The sequence below is a fragment of the Rhodopseudomonas sp. BR0C11 genome, assembly GCF_010820945.1.
Lineage (GTDB): Bacteria > Pseudomonadota > Alphaproteobacteria > Rhizobiales > Xanthobacteraceae > Rhodopseudomonas > Rhodopseudomonas palustris_H.
The window spans coordinates 1-14681 of sequence record NZ_QTKI01000080.1; the positions used below are offsets into that span (position 1 = coordinate 1).

A 14681-nucleotide genomic window follows, 5' to 3' on the forward strand; every position below is an offset into this window, starting at 1 on the left:
GTATCTGATGCGCCAGATCGGCACCCGCGGCGTCTATGCCAATCCGACCCTGCCGGACTTCATGGTGTTCCTGAACTGGAAGGAGCTGCCCTGGTACTGGTACGGCTTCGACATGTTCTGGTTTGCGGCCGTGATGGTGCTGCTGGTGCCGGGCCTGCTCGCGTTTGGCTTCGGCTGGCTGGCATTCCGCTCTCGCGTCACCGGCGTGTATCTGTCGATCATCACGCAAGCGATGACCTATGCGTTGCTGCTGGCGTTCTTCCGCAACGATTTCGGTTTCGGCGGCAATAACGGCCTGACCGATTTCAAGGACATCCTCGGCTTCAACGTCCAGGCCGACGGCACCCGCGCGGCGCTGTTCATGCTGAGCTGTCTGGCGCTGGCGATCGGCTTCTTCATCTGCCGGGCGGTCGTCACCTCCAAGCTCGGCAAGGTGCTGATTGCGATCCGCGATGCCGAAAGCCGCACCCGGTTCCTCGGCTATCGCGTCGAGTCCTACAAGCTGTTCGTGTTCACGCTGTCGGCCTGCATGGCCGGCGTCGCGGGCGCGCTGTACGTCCCGCAGGTCGGCATCATCAACCCGAGCGAATTCGCCCCCGGCAATTCGATCGAGGCGGTGATCTGGGTCGCGGTCGGCGGTCGCGGCACGCTGGTCGGCGCCGCGCTGGGTGCGATCGTCGTCAACTACGCCAAGACGGTGTTCACCTCCGGGCCGCTGGCACCGTATTGGCTGTTCATGCTCGGCGCCCTGTTCGTGGCGGTGACGCTGCTGCTGCCGAAGGGCATCGTCGGCACCGTCAATGCGTGGCTGGCCTCGCGCAAGCTGCCGCCGACCGACGCCGCGGACAGCGCGGCGCGGGAAGACGGCGTGATCCAACCGAAGCCGGCGGAGTGACGTCATGAGCATGCTTGAAACCCGCTCGACCTCGGCGATGCTGTATCTCGACGGCGTCCACGTCTCGTTCGATGGCTTCCACGCCATCAACAACCTGTCGCTGACGCTGGAACCCGGCGAGATGCGGGCGATCATCGGCCCAAACGGCGCCGGCAAGACCACGATGATGGATATCATCACCGGCAAGACCAAACCTGACAAAGGCGAGGTGGTGTTCGATGGCACCGTCGACCTCACCAAACTCGACGAGACCGAGATCGCCAAGCTCGGCATCGGCCGCAAATTCCAGAAGCCGACGGTGTTCGAAAGCCAGACCATCGAGGACAATCTGCTTCTGGCCCTCAACGTCGATCACAGCGTCCGCGGCACGCTGTTCTGGCGGCGGAGCAGGGACGAGAGCGAGCGGATCGAGCGCGTGCTCGACATCATCCGCCTGCGCGACGCCCGCGACCGGCTCGCCGGCTCGCTGTCGCACGGCCAGAAGCAGTGGCTGGAAATCGGCATGCTGCTGGCACAGGACCCCAAGGTGTTGCTGGTCGACGAACCGGTCGCCGGCATGACCGACGTCGAAACCCAGCAGACCGCGGAGTTGCTGCGCGAGATCAACAGCCACGACAAGACCGTGATGGTGGTCGAGCACGACATGACCTTCGTGCGCGAACTCGGCGTCAAAGTCACCTGCCTGCACGAAGGCACCGTGCTGGCCGAAGGCTCGATCGACGACGTCTCGGCCAACGAACGAGTCGTCGAAGTGTATCTGGGGCGGTGAGGATGATTCTTGCTGGGTTGTTTCTCGCGCCGTCTCCCCACGCTGCACCGTCATCGCCCGCGCAGGCGAGCGACCCAGTATCCCAGGGCGCCGCGTGTTCACCGCAGCGCTGCGGCGTACTGGATCCCCCGCATCCGCGGGGGATGACGTCCGTGGACGGGACGACGGCCGTGCCGAGTACGCCGGCTCTTGCTGAAGTTACATATTGAGGACGAGCCCATGCTCACCGTCGACAATATCAATCTGTACTACGGCGCCGCGCAGGCGCTCCGGGGCGTGTCGATCGCGGCGGAGCCCGGCAAGGTCACGTGTGTGCTTGGCCGCAACGGCGTCGGCAAGACCAGTCTGCTGCGTGCGCTGGTGGGACAGCAGCCGATCTCGTCCGGTGCAATCACCTTCGACGGCACCGACATCTCGCATCTGAAGCCGTATGAGCGGGCGCGGCGCGGCATCTCGCTGGTGCCGCAGGGCCGCGAGATCTTTCCGCTGCTTACGGTCGAAGAGAATCTCAAGACCGGCTACGCGCCGCTGAAGCGCGCCGACAAGTCGATCCCCGACGATGTGTTCTCGCTGTTTCCGGTGCTCAACTCGATGCTGAAGCGGCGCGGCGGCGACCTGTCCGGCGGCCAGCAGCAGCAGCTCGCGATCGGCCGCGCGCTGGTGATGCGGCCCAAGGTGCTGCTGCTCGACGAGCCGACCGAAGGCATTCAACCGTCGATCATCAAGGACATCGGCCGGGCGATTTCGTATTTGCGCAATCTCGGCAACATCGCCATTGTGCTGGTCGAACAATATCTCGATTTCGCCTGCGAGCTCGGCGACAGCTTCGCGGTGATGGATCGCGGCGCAGTGAAGTACACCTGCGACCGCGCCAGCCTCGACCCCGCCGAGATCAGCCGGCAGATGGCGCTGTAGGACGGCTTTTGACTCATCAGCTTCGGCATCACCACGCGCGCCTCTCTTCACCTCTCCCCGCGCGCGGGGAGAGGTCGATCGGCGTCGCTCAGCGATGCCGATCGGGTGAGGGGGCGCTTCCGCAGAGCCGAGAGCCTGCGACCCGCGTCGCCCCTCACCCCAGCCCTCTCCCCGCAACAGCGGGGCGAGGGAGCTCGCCGTGCTCGGGACGAGGGAGCGCGCTGCCTTCGTGGCGCCGCGGATACTCGGCATGATCGAGACCGATACCAGCCTCATCACCTCGCAGACCTTCGCCGCCAATCGCGCGGTCGGGGAAATTGCCGTCGAGGTGCGGGCGGATGGCGGCGTCACCCGGCGCGGACCGGTGCACGAAGCCGGATCGCTCCGGGTGCGCTTTCCATCGCCGGAGCAGCAGGGGCTGTCGGCTGTGCTGGTGAATACCGCCGGCGGCGTCGCCGGTGGGGATCGCTTCAGCGTCAGCCTCGACGTTCAGGCTGATGCGCGATTGACACTGACCACGGCGGCGGCCGAGAAGGTGTATCGCTCGCACGGTCCAGCTGCGCAGCTCGATATCACCCTCAAGGTCGCAAGCGGCGGCCATCTGGCGTGGCTGCCGCAGGAGACCATCTTGTTCGATCAGGCCCGCGCCGAGCGCCGGATCGATATCGAGCTTGCGGGCGATGCTTCGCTGCTGCTGTCCGAGATGGTGATCTTCGGCCGCTCGGCGATGGGCGAGACCATGCAGCACGGCCGCTTCGTCGACCGCTGGCGGATGCGGCGCAGTGGCAAATTGCTGTTCGCCGAAACCGTGCGGCTCGATGGCGAGATCGGTGCCCTCTTGGCACGCGCTGCAGTGGCCAAAGCCGGCGTCGCGATCGGCACCGCATTGATTGTGCCGGGCGATGCGGCCCTGGTCGAGCGGCTGCGCGAGGCGGCCGATATGTTCGGCGTCGAGGTTGGGATTTCGGCGTGGAATGGGTTTGCAATGGCCCGGTTCTGCGCCCAAAATGCCGCGAAGCTGCGCGCCGACATGATGACCGTTCTCGGCCGCGCCGCCGGCCGCGCGCTGCCGCGGCTGTGGCTGAGTTGATCCCGCGTCACGTCCGAATTTCAGGCTCATTCGATCGAGTGCCTTCATGAACCTCTCCCCCCGCGAAAAGGACAAGCTGCTGGTCTCGATGGCAGCGATGGTCGCCCGCCGCCGGCTCGAGCGCGGCGTCAAGCTCAACCATCCCGAGGCTGTGGCGCTGATCACCGATTTCATCGTCGAGGGCGCGCGCGACGGCCGCAGCGTCGCCGAACTGATGCACGCCGGCGCCCAGGTGATCACCCGCGACCAGTGCATGGACGGCATTGCCGAAATGATTCACGACATCCAGGTCGAAGCCACATTCCCCGACGGCACCAAGCTCGTCACCGTGCACCAGCCGATCCGGTAGTGGCGGTGTGTTTCCCTGTCACCCATCCTTCGAGACGCGCCCTGCGGGCGCTCCTCAGGATGAGGGCCGTGCGAGTCGAAGCCCTCATGGTGAGGAGCCCGGCGGCGCTCGAAGAGCGTAGTCGGGCGTCTCGAACCATGAGCTTGTAGGAGAAAGTCGATGATCCCCGGTGAACTGTTCATCGAAGACGGCGAGATCGAGCTCAACGCCGGGCGCGCCACGGTGACGCTGACGGTGGCCAACACCGGCGACCGGCCGATCCAGGTCGGCTCGCACTATCATTTCTTCGAAACCAACCCGGCGCTGCAATTCGACCGTGACAGGGCCCGCGGCATGCGGCTCGACATCGCGGCCGGCACCGCCGTGCGCTTCGAGCCCGGCCAGAGCCGCGACGTCCAGCTGGTCGCGCTCGCCGGCAGTCGCACGATCTACGGCTTCCGCGGCGACGTGATGGGCAAGCTGTAATGACGGATCTCGTGCTGGTGTCTCGCGCTGCCGACTTCGCCGCGCGAAAACATGCCGGGACGCGGCGCAAGGGCGCCGACAAGGAGCCTTACGTCAATCACCTCGCCGAGGTTGCGCTGCTGCTGACGGTCGCGACGGAGGGCGCCGATGCGCCGCTGGTGGCCGCCGGCTGGCTGCACGACACCATCGAGGACACCGGCGTCACGCGCGACGATCTCGCCGAGCTGTTCAGCGAAGACGTCGCCGAGCTGGTCGTCGCCTGCACCGACGACAAGACGCTGCCGAAGGCCGAGCGCAAGCGGCTGCAGATCGAGCACGCGCCGCATCTGGCGCCGCGCGCCAAGATGATCAAGCTCGCCGACAAGATCAGCAATCTTCGCTCGCTGATCCTGTCGCCGCCGGACGATTGGGAACGCGACCGGCTGCTCGACTATCTCGATTGGGCCGAAAAGGTCGCGGCCGGCTGCCGCGGCGTCAACGATCACCTCGAACGTTTATTCGACGAAACCGCCGCGCGCGGGAGGGCCGTGTTGTGAGCACCAAGATTGCACGTTCCGTCTATGCCGACATGTTCGGCCCGACCACCGGCGACCGCGTCCGGCTCGCCGACACCGATCTGATCATCGAGGTCGAGAAGGATCTCACCACCTATGGCGAGGAGGTGAAATTCGGCGGCGGCAAGGTGATCCGCGATGGGATGGGCCAGTCGCAGGTGACCAACGCAGAGGGCGCCGCCGACACGGTGATCACCAACGCGCTGATCGTCGACCATTGGGGCATCGTCAAAGCCGATGTCGCCATCACGGCCGGCGTGATCACAGCGATCGGCAAGGCCGGCAATCCGGACATCCAACCCAATGTCGATATCATCATCGGTCCCGGCACCGACGTGATCGCCGGCGAAGGCAAGATCCTCACCGCCGGCGGGTTCGACAGCCACATCCATTTCATCTGCCCGCAGCAGATCGAACATGCGCTGATGAGCGGCGTCACCACGATGCTGGGCGGCGGCACCGGCCCGTCGCACGGCACCTTCGCGACGACCTGCACGCCGGGCCCGTGGCACATCGGCCGGATGATTCAGTCGTTCGATGCGTTTCCGGTCAATCTCGGCATCTCCGGCAAGGGCAACGCCGCGTTGCCCGGCCCGCTGAAGGAGATGATCGAAGGCGGGGCCTGTGCGCTCAAGCTGCACGAGGACTGGGGTACGACACCGGCGGCGATCGACAATTGCCTCACTGTCGCCGACGAGTACGACATCCAGGTGATGATCCACACCGACACGCTCAACGAGTCGGGCTTCGTTGAAGACACCGTGAAGGCGTTCAAGGGCCGCACCATTCACGCCTTCCACACCGAAGGCGCCGGCGGCGGCCACGCGCCGGACATCATCAAGGTCGCGAGCCTCGACAATGTGCTGCCGTCGTCGACCAACCCGACGCGGCCGTTCACCAGGAACACCATCGACGAGCATCTCGACATGCTGATGGTGTGCCACCATCTCGATCCGTCGATCGCCGAGGATCTGGCGTTCGCCGAGAGCCGCATCCGCAAGGAGACGATCGCGGCCGAGGACATCCTGCACGACCTCGGCGCGCTGTCGATGATGTCGTCCGATAGTCAGGCGATGGGCCGGCTCGGCGAAGTGATCATCCGCACCTGGCAGACCGCCGACAAGATGAAGAAGCAGCGCGGCGCGCTGCCGAAGGACTCCTCGCGGAATGATAACTTCCGGGTCAAGCGCTACATTGCCAAGTACACCATCAATCCGGCGATCGCGCATGGCGTGTCGAAGCTGATCGGCTCGGTCGAGACCGGCAAGATGGCCGACCTCGTGCTGTGGTCGCCGGCGTTCTTCGGCGTCAAGCCGGACTGCATCATCAAGGGCGGCAGCATCGTCGCGGCGCCGATGGGCGATCCCAACGCCTCGATCCCGACGCCGCAGCCAGTGCACTATCAGCCGATGTTCGGTGCCTTCGGCAAGGCGCTGACAGCGTCGTCGGTGGTGTTCACCTCGCAGGCCGCCGCCGCCGGCAATCTCGCCCGTGACCTCGGCATCGCCAAGAAACTGGTCCCGATCAGCAACGTCCGCGGCGGCATCTCCAAGAAGAGCATGATTCACAACGACGCCACGCCGAAGCTCGAAGTCGATCCCGAGACCTACGAAGTCCGCGCCGACGGCGAACTCCTGACCTGCGCGCCGGCCGACGTGCTGCCGCTGGCGCAGAGATACTTCATGTTCTGAGGGGTAAGCGAAGCACAGCATCCGCCACACCAACAATCGTCATCCCCCGCGAAAGCGGGGGACCCAGTATCCCAGAGCGCTCGCCTTTGGCGCTGGATTCCGCGACGGACGCCCTGGAATACTGGGTCGCCCGGTCAAGCCGGGCGATGACGGTGGTGTGGGTGGCGAGGTGCGCGCTCACTGGCGCCTCAAGCGTCGTGCCATCCCCTTTGCATCCCCGACGCATCCGCCTAATGTCCCGCGCGCCGGCGCATGTCCGGCCTTGCAGACACAAACCGCCGGGAGGAATATTCGTGATCTATGTCGTCGCCACTTTGACCGTGAAGCCCGAAATGCGTGCCGAACTGATCGCCGCTGCCAAAGCCTGCATCGCCGAGACGCGCAAGGAGCCCGGCAACATCGCCTACGACCTGCACGAGAGCGTCACCGAACCTTCCAAGATGGTGTTCGTCGAGCAGTGGGAAAACGCCGAAGCGCTGGAGCCGCATCGCAAGGCCGAGCACATGAAGACGTTCGGTCGCGTCGCCGTCACCTGCTTCGCCGCGCCTCCGAAGATCGAGATCATCACGCCGGCGAACGTCGTGACCAGATAGGAGACACCATGATCCGCGCCACCGCCGTCCGCGGCCAGCATCGCTGGACCGACACCCCGGCCGACACCGTCGTGCTCGATTTCGACGATCGGCATCGCCGCCGCATGGCGATGACCGGGACGCGGGGACTGTCGTTCCTGCTCGATCTGGAGCAGGCGGTGGCGCTGCGCGGCGGCGACGCGCTGGTGCTGGAAGACGGGCGGCTGGTGGAAGTAGTCGCGGCGCCGGAGCCGCTGCTCGAGATCCGCGGTCATGATCCGCAGCACCTGGTGCGGCTCGCCTGGCATCTCGGCAACCGCCATCTGCCGACGCAACTGATGGCGAAAGCGCTGCGCATCCGCCGCGACCACGTCATCGCCGACATGGTCCGCGGCCTCGGCGGCAAGGTGGTGGAGATCGAAGCGCCGTTCGATCCGGAAGGCGGCGCTTACGCACCGGCGCACGACAGCGGCGAGGCGGCGCACGCGCATCACGATCATGGTCAGCATGATCATGCTCACCACGATCGCCACCATGGTCACGGCCATCACGATCATGGCCATCATGGTCACGCGCATCACGACCACGATCATGCTGATGGCGGCTGCTGCGGGCATGATCATCATGGCCACGACCATCATGTCCATGACGAGCATTGCGGCCACTCGCACAAGCATGAGCACTGAGCCGGAGGCGTCGGCGCAGCCGCTGCCGGCGGAGCAGAGCGCTGCGCTGTTCCGGCTGATGACCTGGCTGTCGCCGGCGTTCCCGGTCGGGGCGTTCTCGTATTCCAGCGGCATCGAATGGGCGGTGGAGGCGGGCGACGTCACCGACGCTGCGACGCTGCGCGATTGGCTCGACGCGATGCTGCAGCATGGCGCCGGATTCTGCGACGCGGTGCTGCTCAGCCACGCCTATCGCGCCACCGAGCGCGGCGACGACGCCGGCCTGTCCGCTGTCGCCGAACTCGCCGCGGCGTTCGTCACCTCGGCGGAGCGCCAGCTCGAGACGCTGTCGCAGGGCCGCGCCTTCATCGAGATCGCCCGCAAGGCCTGGGACAGCGACGGCCTCGGCCGTGCGGTGACGGCATGCGGCGAGGCGATCGCCTATCCGGTCGCGGTCGGTCTCGTCAGCGCCTCGCACGGCGTGCCGCTGCCGGCGACGCTGCACGGCTTCCTGCATGCGGTGACGTCGAACTGGATCTCGGCCGGCGCGCGGCTGATCCCGCTCGGCCAGACCGACAGCCAGCGCGTGCTCGCCGCACTGGAGCCGGCGGTGATCGCTACTGGCACGCGCGCGCTCGTCGCCTCACTCGACGACCTCGGCAGCGCCACCTTCCGCGCCGACCTCGCCAGCCTGCGCCACGAGACGCAATACACGCGGCTGTTTCGGTCGTAGGACCAAGGTGTCATTCCGAGCCGCTTGACAGCAAGCGAACCCGGAATCTCGAAGTCGTATGCGTGTCAGATTCCGGGTTCGCGCTGCGCGCGCCCCGGAATGACGAGGGTGGGTGATAAGAACTCGCCGCAGGCCGGCGAGTGATCGGAACTACCCCACCATCCGGTCGCGGCCGGCCCAGAAGCCGGCGCGCAGGACTTTCTTGTCGATCTTGCCGACGCCGGTCATCGGCAGTTCCGGGACGAACTTGACTTGCTTCGGTGCATGCGCCGAGCCCTTGCGGGTCTTCACCAGTTCGATCAGTTCGCGCTCGTCGGGCTTGGTGCCGGGCTTGGCGACCACCACCGCGGTGACGGCTTCGCCCCATTTGTCGTCCGGCACGCCGACCACCGCGACCATCGCGACGTCCTGATGCGTCGACAACACGTCCTCGACCTCGCGCGGAAAGATGTTGAAGCCGCCGGACACGATCATGTCCTTCTTGCGGTCGAGAATATACATGTAGCCGCGGTCGTCCTGCTTGGCGATATCGCCGGTGTGCAGCCAGCCGCTCTTCAGCGTTTCGGCGGTCTGCTCCGGGCGCTTCCAATATTCCGCCATCACATGCGGCGCGCGCACGCAGATCTCGCCGGCCTCGCCGAGCGGCACTTCCTGATCGTTCTCGTCGAGAATCCGGGCATCGCAGGCCGCGATCGGGAAGCCGCACGACAGGAACAGCTCCGGCTGCTTCGGATCATGATCGGCCTTGCGCAGCACCGACACCGGATAGCACTCGGTCTGGCCGTAGAGCTGCGAGAACACCGGGCCAATCCGCTCGATGCCTTCGACCAGCCGCGTCGGCGACATCGGCGAGGCGCCGTACAGCACCAGATCGAGCGACGACAGATCGGTCTTGGCGAGCGACGGATGATCGAGCAGCACATAGACCATCGTCGGCACGAACAGCGTGAAATTGATCTTCTCGCGCTCGATCGTCTGCAGCACCGCTTCGGGATCGAACCCCTTCATCATGTGGATGGTGCCGCCGCGGATCAGCGACGGCAGCACCTTGGTGCCGGCGACATGGCTGATCGGCGCCACCGTGAGATAGCGCGGATCGAACGGGATTTCGAAATCGGCCAGGATCGCGTTGGCGAAACCGGCGTTCTCGCGATGGTGGCGCAGCGCGCCCTTGGACTTGCCGGTGGTGCCGCCGGTGTAGTTCAGCACCGCCACGTCGTCGAGCCGCGCAAAGTCGCGCGGCGTGGCGCTGCCGGCCTGATCCAGCGCGATCAGCAGATCGAGCCCGTAGTCGGCCCGGCCGATGGTGAAGATGTGGCGCAGGCCGGTCGCCTGGGCGGCAAGCGCGCCGCCGCGCTCTAGAAAAGCTGCAGCGTCGACGATCAGCACCGCGGCTTCGGAGTCCTCGATTTGATCGAGCTGATCCTGGCGCGAGCCGAGCGGATGCAGCCAGGTGATGGCGAAGCGGCAGAGCTGCGCCGCGACGCCGGCGCACCAGGTCTCGGCGCGATTGGCGGTGAGCAGCGCGACGCGCGTGCCGGGCTGCAGGCCGAGCCCCATGAACACCTTCTGGATGCTGCCGATCATGTCGGTGGCGCCGCGATAGCTCAAGCTGCCGCCGGGCCAGGCGAACGCGGTGCGCGACGGATAGCGCGCCAGCGCTCGCAACGTTTGCGTGCCTGCGGTCGGAAAAGCGTTGAGCTCGGCAGTCATGGCGTCGTGTCTCCCTTGTCTTTGTCATCGGCTGTTGGGCGTGCCAATGTTCGGCAACGACACTAGCACGGCAGACCCGTGCCGATGCAAACAGAGCAGGAGGAAACTGCCGTGAAATCATCCGACCGTCTGGCGCGCTTCGGCGATCGTCTCAGTTTGCCGCTGATTGCAGCACCAATGTTTCTGGTGTCGGGCGTCGATCTGGTGGCTGCGGCGTGTAGTAGCGGCGTGATCGGATCGTTTCCCACGGTGAATTGCCGTACGACGGAACAACTCGGTGACTGGCTCGGCGAGATCACCCGCCGAATCGCGGCGCACGAGCAGGCGAGCGGCCGGCCCGCCGCGCCGTGGTGCCCCAACCTGATCGTGCACCGCTCCAACGTGCGGCTCGGCGACGATCTGAAACTGCTGCTGCAGCATCGGCCGGAGGTGGTGATCACCAGCGTCGGCTCGCCGCAACCGGTGATCGCACCGCTGCACGATGTCGGCGCGATGGTGCTGGCCGACGTTGCGAGCATTCGTCATGCCGAACGCGCGGTAGCGGCCGGCGTTGACGGCTTGGTGCTGCTCACCGCCGGTGCCGGCGGCCAGACCGGGTGGCTCAATCCGTTCGCCTTCGTGCGTGCGGTGCGGCAATTCTTCGACGGTGTGATCGTGCTCGCCGGCGGCATCAGTGACGGCGTCGCGCTGCGCGCCGCGATGACGCTCGGCTGCGATCTCGGCTACATGGGCACCAAGTTCATCGCCACCGAAGAGAGCCTTGCCGATCCGCGCTACAAGGCGATGCTGGTGGAGGCGAGCGCCGACGACATCCTGCTCACCAAAGCGTTCACCGGGCTGCAGACCAACATGCTGCGCCCATCGATCGTCGCCGCCGGGCTCGATCCCGACGATCTGCCGGAGCGCGGCGGCATCGATATCGGCAAGGACATCGATGTCGGCGCGCGGGAGGATCGGCCGAAGCGGTGGCGCGATATCTGGAGCGCAGGCCATTCGGCGTCGGGCATCGGCGGCATCGTGCCGATCGCCGAGCTGGTGGCGCAAACCACGGCCGAATTCCGCAGCGCGGCGTAAGCTGCGCGAGCCATCGACGACCGTGCGGCGCCGTGGCATGCTTCGGCGATAAACAAAAACACTCTCGGGAGACTACGCCATGAGGAGCTTTCGCGTCACCGATTTCGGCAAGCCGCTGAGCGAAGACAACCGGCCGACGCCGGAATTGACCGGCACGCAAGTGCTGGTACGCGTCAAGGCCGCCGGCATCTGCCACAGCGATCTGCACATCTGGGAGGGCGGCTACGAACTCGGCCACGGCCGCAAGCGGCTGTCGCTGCAGGACCGCGGCGTCGCGCTGCCGCTGACGATGGGTCACGAGACCGTCGGTGAGATCGTCGCCGCTGGTCCTGATGCCAAGGACGCCAAGATCGGCGAGGTCGCGCTGGTTTATCCGTGGATCGGCTGCGGCGAATGCGATGTTTGCAAAGCCGGCGACGAGAACATGTGCCTGAAGCCGCGGTTTCTCGGCGTGTATTGCGACGGCGGCTATTCGGACGAACTGATCGTGCCGCATCCGCGCTATCTGCTCAGCCTCGATGGTCTCGATCCGGTCACCGCGGCGCCCTATGCGTGTTCCGGTATCACCACCTACAGTGCGCTGAAGAAGCTCGACTTCTGCCTCGACAGCCCGATCGTGATCTTCGGCGCCGGCGGACTCGGACTGATGGCGCTGGAGCTGCTCAAAGCAATGGGTGGCAAGGGCGCCATCATGGTCGATATCGACGCAGCCAAGCGCGACGCGGCACAGAAGGCCGGCGCGCTCGGCACCGTCGATGCTGCGGCCCCCGAGGCGCTGGCGCAGATCGCCGCCATCGCCAAAGGCCCGGTGCGCGGCGCGCTCGATCTGGTCGGCAATCCGCAGACCGCGCAGCTCGGTTTCGATTGTCTCACCAAGGGCGGCAAGCTGGTGATCGTCGGTCTGTTCGGCGGCGGCGCCCCATGGGCGCTGCCGTTCATCCCAATGCGCGCCATCACCATCCAGGGCAGCTACGTCGGCAATCTCGCCGAGACGCAGGAATTGCTCGACCTCGTCCGCGCCAAGAAGGTGTCGCCGATCCCGGTCACCAAGGTAGCCTTGCCGCAAGCCTACGACGCGCTGCTCGATCTGCAGAAGGGCAAGCTGGTCGGCCGCGCGGTGCTGACGCCATAGGCTCGTACATCGCCTCCGTCATTGCGAGGAGGCGAAGCCGACGAAGCAATCCAGTTCGGTGCACGCGGCTGGATTGCTTCGCTCCGCTCGCAATGACGGGGAGATGGCCTGCTATTGATCGCCCGCCACGATGCGTTCGGCTTCCGCGACGTCCTCCGGCGTATTGGCGTTGAAGAACGGATCGAATGGCGTCACCGGCCACTCCACCTCGGCGCGCCGATAGCGCGCGGTGAAGCGTTCGACCTTGCGGATGTCCTCGTCGACCAAGGCGGTTCGCAGCGCCTCGCGCAGCGCAACCGGCCACAGCGCAATCACCGGCTGCAGGTGGCCGCCGGATGCCGCCACGGCAATCTCGGCATTCTCAGCGAGTCGGGCCTGATCGAGCCGGGCCACCAAATCGCATGGCAGAAACGGACAATCGCCCGGCACGGTCAACACGTGGTGCGCGCCCGGCTGCGCCGTCGCCGCCCATTCCATCGCTGCCAGCACGCCGGCGAGCGGGCCGGGGAAGTCGTGCACCGTATCGGCGATCACCGGCAGGGCGAAGCGGCTGAACCGGCTCGGATCGCCATTGGCGTTGAGCGCCAGCGCGCCGCATTGCGGCTGCAGGCGCTCGATCACATGAGCCAGCAGCGGCCGGCCGGCGATCGACCGCAGCGGTTTGTCGCCGCCGCCCATCCGGCGGGCAAGGCCGCCGGCAAGGATGACGGCGGGTGGTCGAACATCAGCCATTGCGCACTCCGCGCCACGTCGTCACTCGGCAATGCCCGTGGTTAGCTCACCATGGCGCGGCTCGGCAATAAGAACGAGGCCGAAGGCAATTGACCGCGCGCCGCGGCTTCGTCATCGTCCGCCGCCATGGCCAAGACTGTTCTCGATCTCACAGGGCTGAAATGCCCGCTGCCGGTGCTCAAGACCCGCAAGGCGCTGCCGCGTTTGCAGCCCGGCGATCTGCTGGAAGTCCGCTGCACCGATCCGATGGCGCTGATCGATATTCCGGTGCTGATCGGCGAGACTGGCGATCGCATCACCTCGAGTGAGCGCAGCGACGAGATGATCGTGTTCGTCATCGAGAAGCTCGCCAGCGCACCGGCTGTGGACGGTGCGCAGGACTGATAGCTCCCTCAAGGAACCATCGCCGACCGGCATCATTGATCTTCGTTCCATAGGGAGGAGATCATGGCCCGGAAATATTCCAAGAAGGCGTCCGCCAAGGTCGGCCGCGCGATGAAGAAGCGCAAGGCCGGCACGCTGAAGAGCGGCGGCTCCGGCAGGAAGGTCAAGAGCCGCAAACAAGCGATCGCGATCGGTCTGTCGGAAGCCCGCGCCGAAGGCGCGAAGGTGCCAAAGAAGAAAACCGGCAAGAAGGCTGCAAAGGCGTCGAGCAAGAAGGCCACTAAGTCCCGCCGTAAGACGACGAAGAAGACGACCAAGAGGACGACAAAGGCCAGCAGCACGCGGGCCGGGACGAAGAAGTCATCGGGGCGCAAGTCGTCGAAGTCATCCAGTACGCGAAAAACATCCACCGCCCGAAAATCGTCTAGCCGCAAATCGTCGTCGCGCAAGTCTGCCAAGAACAAGTCTGCCAAGAAGAAGTCGTCGGACTGAAACGTACCACTCAAGCACGAGTCATTCCGGGGCGCCGCGTAGCGGCGAACCCGGAATCCGGAGGTTCAGGGCACTGACGGTTCGTCCGCGCAGCCGCAAAACAACTTCGAGATTCCGGTTTCGCAAGCTAGAGCGCTTCATCGATTGATTGAAGCGGATTTGGCCTTTGCCAAGCGTCCGAAGTCCTCATCCTGAGGAGCCCGGCAAAGCCGGGCGTCTCGAAGGATGGGGAGCCACATCGCCTGCGGCGCATGGTTCGAGACGGCGCTTCGCGCCTCCTCACCATGAGGCTCTACAAGCTGCGACCGCTAGAGCGCTTCATCGATTGATTGAAGCGAACTTGGCCTTTCCAAGCGCACTAAAGTCCTCATCCTGAGGAGCCCGGCAAAGCCGGGCGTCTCGACGGGATGAGCGGTTGCATGTCGCGCGGCCAATGGTTCGAGACGGCGCGGCGCG

17 protein-coding genes are annotated in these 14681 nt (G+C 65.8%); 15 read left to right on the forward strand and 2 right to left on the reverse strand.

The genetic code is table 11. The annotated features are described in order from the left end of the window. The 11 genes from urtC to DYI24_RS09065 form a co-directional block, all read left to right on the forward strand. On the forward strand, positions 1-895 hold an 895-nt coding region (gene urtC, locus DYI24_RS09015), incomplete at its 5' end, for an urea ABC transporter permease subunit UrtC (protein ID WP_164572044.1). A 4-nt stretch (positions 896-899) separates the two neighbouring features. After that, positions 900-1664, forward strand: coding sequence for an urea ABC transporter ATP-binding protein UrtD (urtD, locus tag DYI24_RS09020; protein WP_164572045.1), 765 nt, complete (start codon positions 900-902; stop codon positions 1662-1664). Positions 1665-1883: 219 nt separating this feature from the next. Continuing rightward, positions 1884-2579 (forward strand): urea ABC transporter ATP-binding subunit UrtE, encoded by a 696-nt coding sequence (gene urtE, locus DYI24_RS09025; RefSeq protein WP_107345421.1) that lies wholly within the window; start codon positions 1884-1886, stop codon positions 2577-2579. Positions 2580-2829: 250 nt separating this feature from the next. Further along, positions 2830-3669, forward strand: coding sequence for an urease accessory protein UreD (locus tag DYI24_RS09030; protein WP_164572055.1), 840 nt, complete (start codon positions 2830-2832; stop codon positions 3667-3669). 46 nt (positions 3670-3715) lie between these two features. Further along, on the forward strand, positions 3716-4018 hold the full coding sequence (locus DYI24_RS09035) for an urease subunit gamma (protein WP_011159202.1): 303 nt from the start codon (positions 3716-3718) through the stop codon (positions 4016-4018). Positions 4019-4177: 159 nt separating this feature from the next. Continuing rightward, positions 4178-4483 (forward strand): urease subunit beta, encoded by a 306-nt coding sequence (locus DYI24_RS09040; protein WP_164572046.1) that lies wholly within the window; start codon positions 4178-4180, stop codon positions 4481-4483. Beyond that, a complete protein-coding gene (locus DYI24_RS09045) occupies positions 4483-5019 on the forward strand; it encodes an HD domain-containing protein (RefSeq protein WP_107345418.1) in 537 nt (178 codons plus the stop codon). The genes DYI24_RS09040 and DYI24_RS09045 overlap by 1 nt, the downstream gene beginning before the upstream one ends. Next, positions 5016-6728, forward strand: coding sequence for an urease subunit alpha (gene ureC / locus DYI24_RS09050; RefSeq protein ID WP_164572047.1), 1713 nt, complete (start codon positions 5016-5018; stop codon positions 6726-6728). Before DYI24_RS09045 ends, ureC begins: the two co-directional genes overlap by 4 nt. A 293-nt stretch (positions 6729-7021) precedes the next feature. Continuing rightward, a complete protein-coding gene (locus DYI24_RS09055; protein WP_142883169.1) occupies positions 7022-7321 on the forward strand; it encodes a putative quinol monooxygenase in 300 nt (99 codons plus the stop codon). Between the two features lie 8 nt (positions 7322-7329). Next, a complete protein-coding gene (locus DYI24_RS09060) occupies positions 7330-7986 on the forward strand; it encodes an urease accessory protein UreE (protein WP_164572048.1) in 657 nt (218 codons plus the stop codon). After that, positions 7976-8698: an urease accessory protein UreF gene (locus tag DYI24_RS09065; RefSeq protein ID WP_164572049.1), complete on the forward strand. Its 723-nt coding sequence runs from the start codon at positions 7976-7978 to the stop codon at positions 8696-8698. The genes DYI24_RS09060 and DYI24_RS09065 overlap by 11 nt, the downstream gene beginning before the upstream one ends. 150 nt (positions 8699-8848) lie before the next feature. Here DYI24_RS09065 and DYI24_RS09070 read toward each other — a convergent pair whose 3' ends face one another. Then, positions 8849-10411, reverse strand: a complete 1563-nt coding sequence (locus DYI24_RS09070; RefSeq protein ID WP_164572050.1) for an AMP-binding protein — start codon at positions 10409-10411, stop codon at positions 8849-8851. 84 nt (positions 10412-10495) lie between these two features. Here DYI24_RS09070 and DYI24_RS09075 point away from each other — a divergent pair, with 84 nt between their 5' ends. Further along, positions 10496-11485, forward strand: a complete 990-nt coding sequence (locus DYI24_RS09075; protein ID WP_205523447.1) for an NAD(P)H-dependent flavin oxidoreductase — start codon at positions 10496-10498, stop codon at positions 11483-11485. Between the two features lie 79 nt (positions 11486-11564). After that, on the forward strand, positions 11565-12617 hold the full coding sequence (locus DYI24_RS09080) for an alcohol dehydrogenase (protein WP_107356433.1): 1053 nt from the start codon (positions 11565-11567) through the stop codon (positions 12615-12617). 111 nt (positions 12618-12728) lie between these two features. Here the strand turns inward: DYI24_RS09080 and mobA are convergent, their stop codons facing one another. Further along, positions 12729-13349, reverse strand: coding sequence for a molybdenum cofactor guanylyltransferase MobA (gene mobA / locus DYI24_RS09085; protein WP_164572052.1), 621 nt, complete (start codon positions 13347-13349; stop codon positions 12729-12731). Between the two features lie 126 nt (positions 13350-13475). On the opposite strand from mobA, the gene DYI24_RS09090 reads away from it, so the two are divergent. Continuing rightward, complete coding sequence (locus DYI24_RS09090; protein ID WP_164572053.1) at positions 13476-13733, forward strand: sulfurtransferase TusA family protein; 258 nt, start codon at positions 13476-13478, stop codon at positions 13731-13733. A 111-nt stretch (positions 13734-13844) separates the two neighbouring features. Continuing rightward, positions 13845-14225, forward strand: a complete 381-nt coding sequence (locus DYI24_RS28275; RefSeq protein ID WP_246701202.1) for a DUF6496 domain-containing protein — start codon at positions 13845-13847, stop codon at positions 14223-14225. Positions 14226-14681: the final 456 nt, after the last annotated feature.

What these genes read in the sequence shown, in the direction of transcription:
- urtD (WP_164572045.1), top strand. Translation starts at nt 900, where the DNA reads ATGAGCATGCTTGAAACCCGCTCGACCTCGGCGATGCTGTATCTCGAC.
- urtE (WP_107345421.1), top strand. Translation starts at nt 1,884, where the DNA reads ATGCTCACCGTCGACAATATCAATCTGTACTACGGCGCCGCGCAGGCG.
- DYI24_RS09030 (WP_164572055.1), top strand. Translation starts at nt 2,830, where the DNA reads ATGATCGAGACCGATACCAGCCTCATCACCTCGCAGACCTTCGCCGCC.
- DYI24_RS09035 (WP_011159202.1), top strand. Translation starts at nt 3,716, where the DNA reads ATGAACCTCTCCCCCCGCGAAAAGGACAAGCTGCTGGTCTCGATGGCA.
- DYI24_RS09040 (WP_164572046.1), top strand. Translation starts at nt 4,178, where the DNA reads ATGATCCCCGGTGAACTGTTCATCGAAGACGGCGAGATCGAGCTCAAC.
- DYI24_RS09045 (WP_107345418.1), top strand. Translation starts at nt 4,483, where the DNA reads ATGACGGATCTCGTGCTGGTGTCTCGCGCTGCCGACTTCGCCGCGCGA.
- DYI24_RS09060 (WP_164572048.1), top strand. Translation starts at nt 7,330, where the DNA reads ATGATCCGCGCCACCGCCGTCCGCGGCCAGCATCGCTGGACCGACACC.
- DYI24_RS09065 (WP_164572049.1), top strand. Translation starts at nt 7,976, where the DNA reads ATGAGCACTGAGCCGGAGGCGTCGGCGCAGCCGCTGCCGGCGGAGCAG.
- DYI24_RS09070 (WP_164572050.1), bottom strand. Translation starts at nt 10,411, where the DNA reads ATGACTGCCGAGCTCAACGCTTTTCCGACCGCAGGCACGCAAACGTTG.
- DYI24_RS09075 (WP_205523447.1), top strand. Translation starts at nt 10,496, where the DNA reads ATGCAAACAGAGCAGGAGGAAACTGCCGTGAAATCATCCGACCGTCTG.
- DYI24_RS09080 (WP_107356433.1), top strand. Translation starts at nt 11,565, where the DNA reads ATGAGGAGCTTTCGCGTCACCGATTTCGGCAAGCCGCTGAGCGAAGAC.
- mobA (WP_164572052.1), bottom strand. Translation starts at nt 13,349, where the DNA reads ATGGCTGATGTTCGACCACCCGCCGTCATCCTTGCCGGCGGCCTTGCC.
- DYI24_RS09090 (WP_164572053.1), top strand. Translation starts at nt 13,476, where the DNA reads ATGGCCAAGACTGTTCTCGATCTCACAGGGCTGAAATGCCCGCTGCCG.
- DYI24_RS28275 (WP_246701202.1), top strand. Translation starts at nt 13,845, where the DNA reads ATGAAGAAGCGCAAGGCCGGCACGCTGAAGAGCGGCGGCTCCGGCAGG.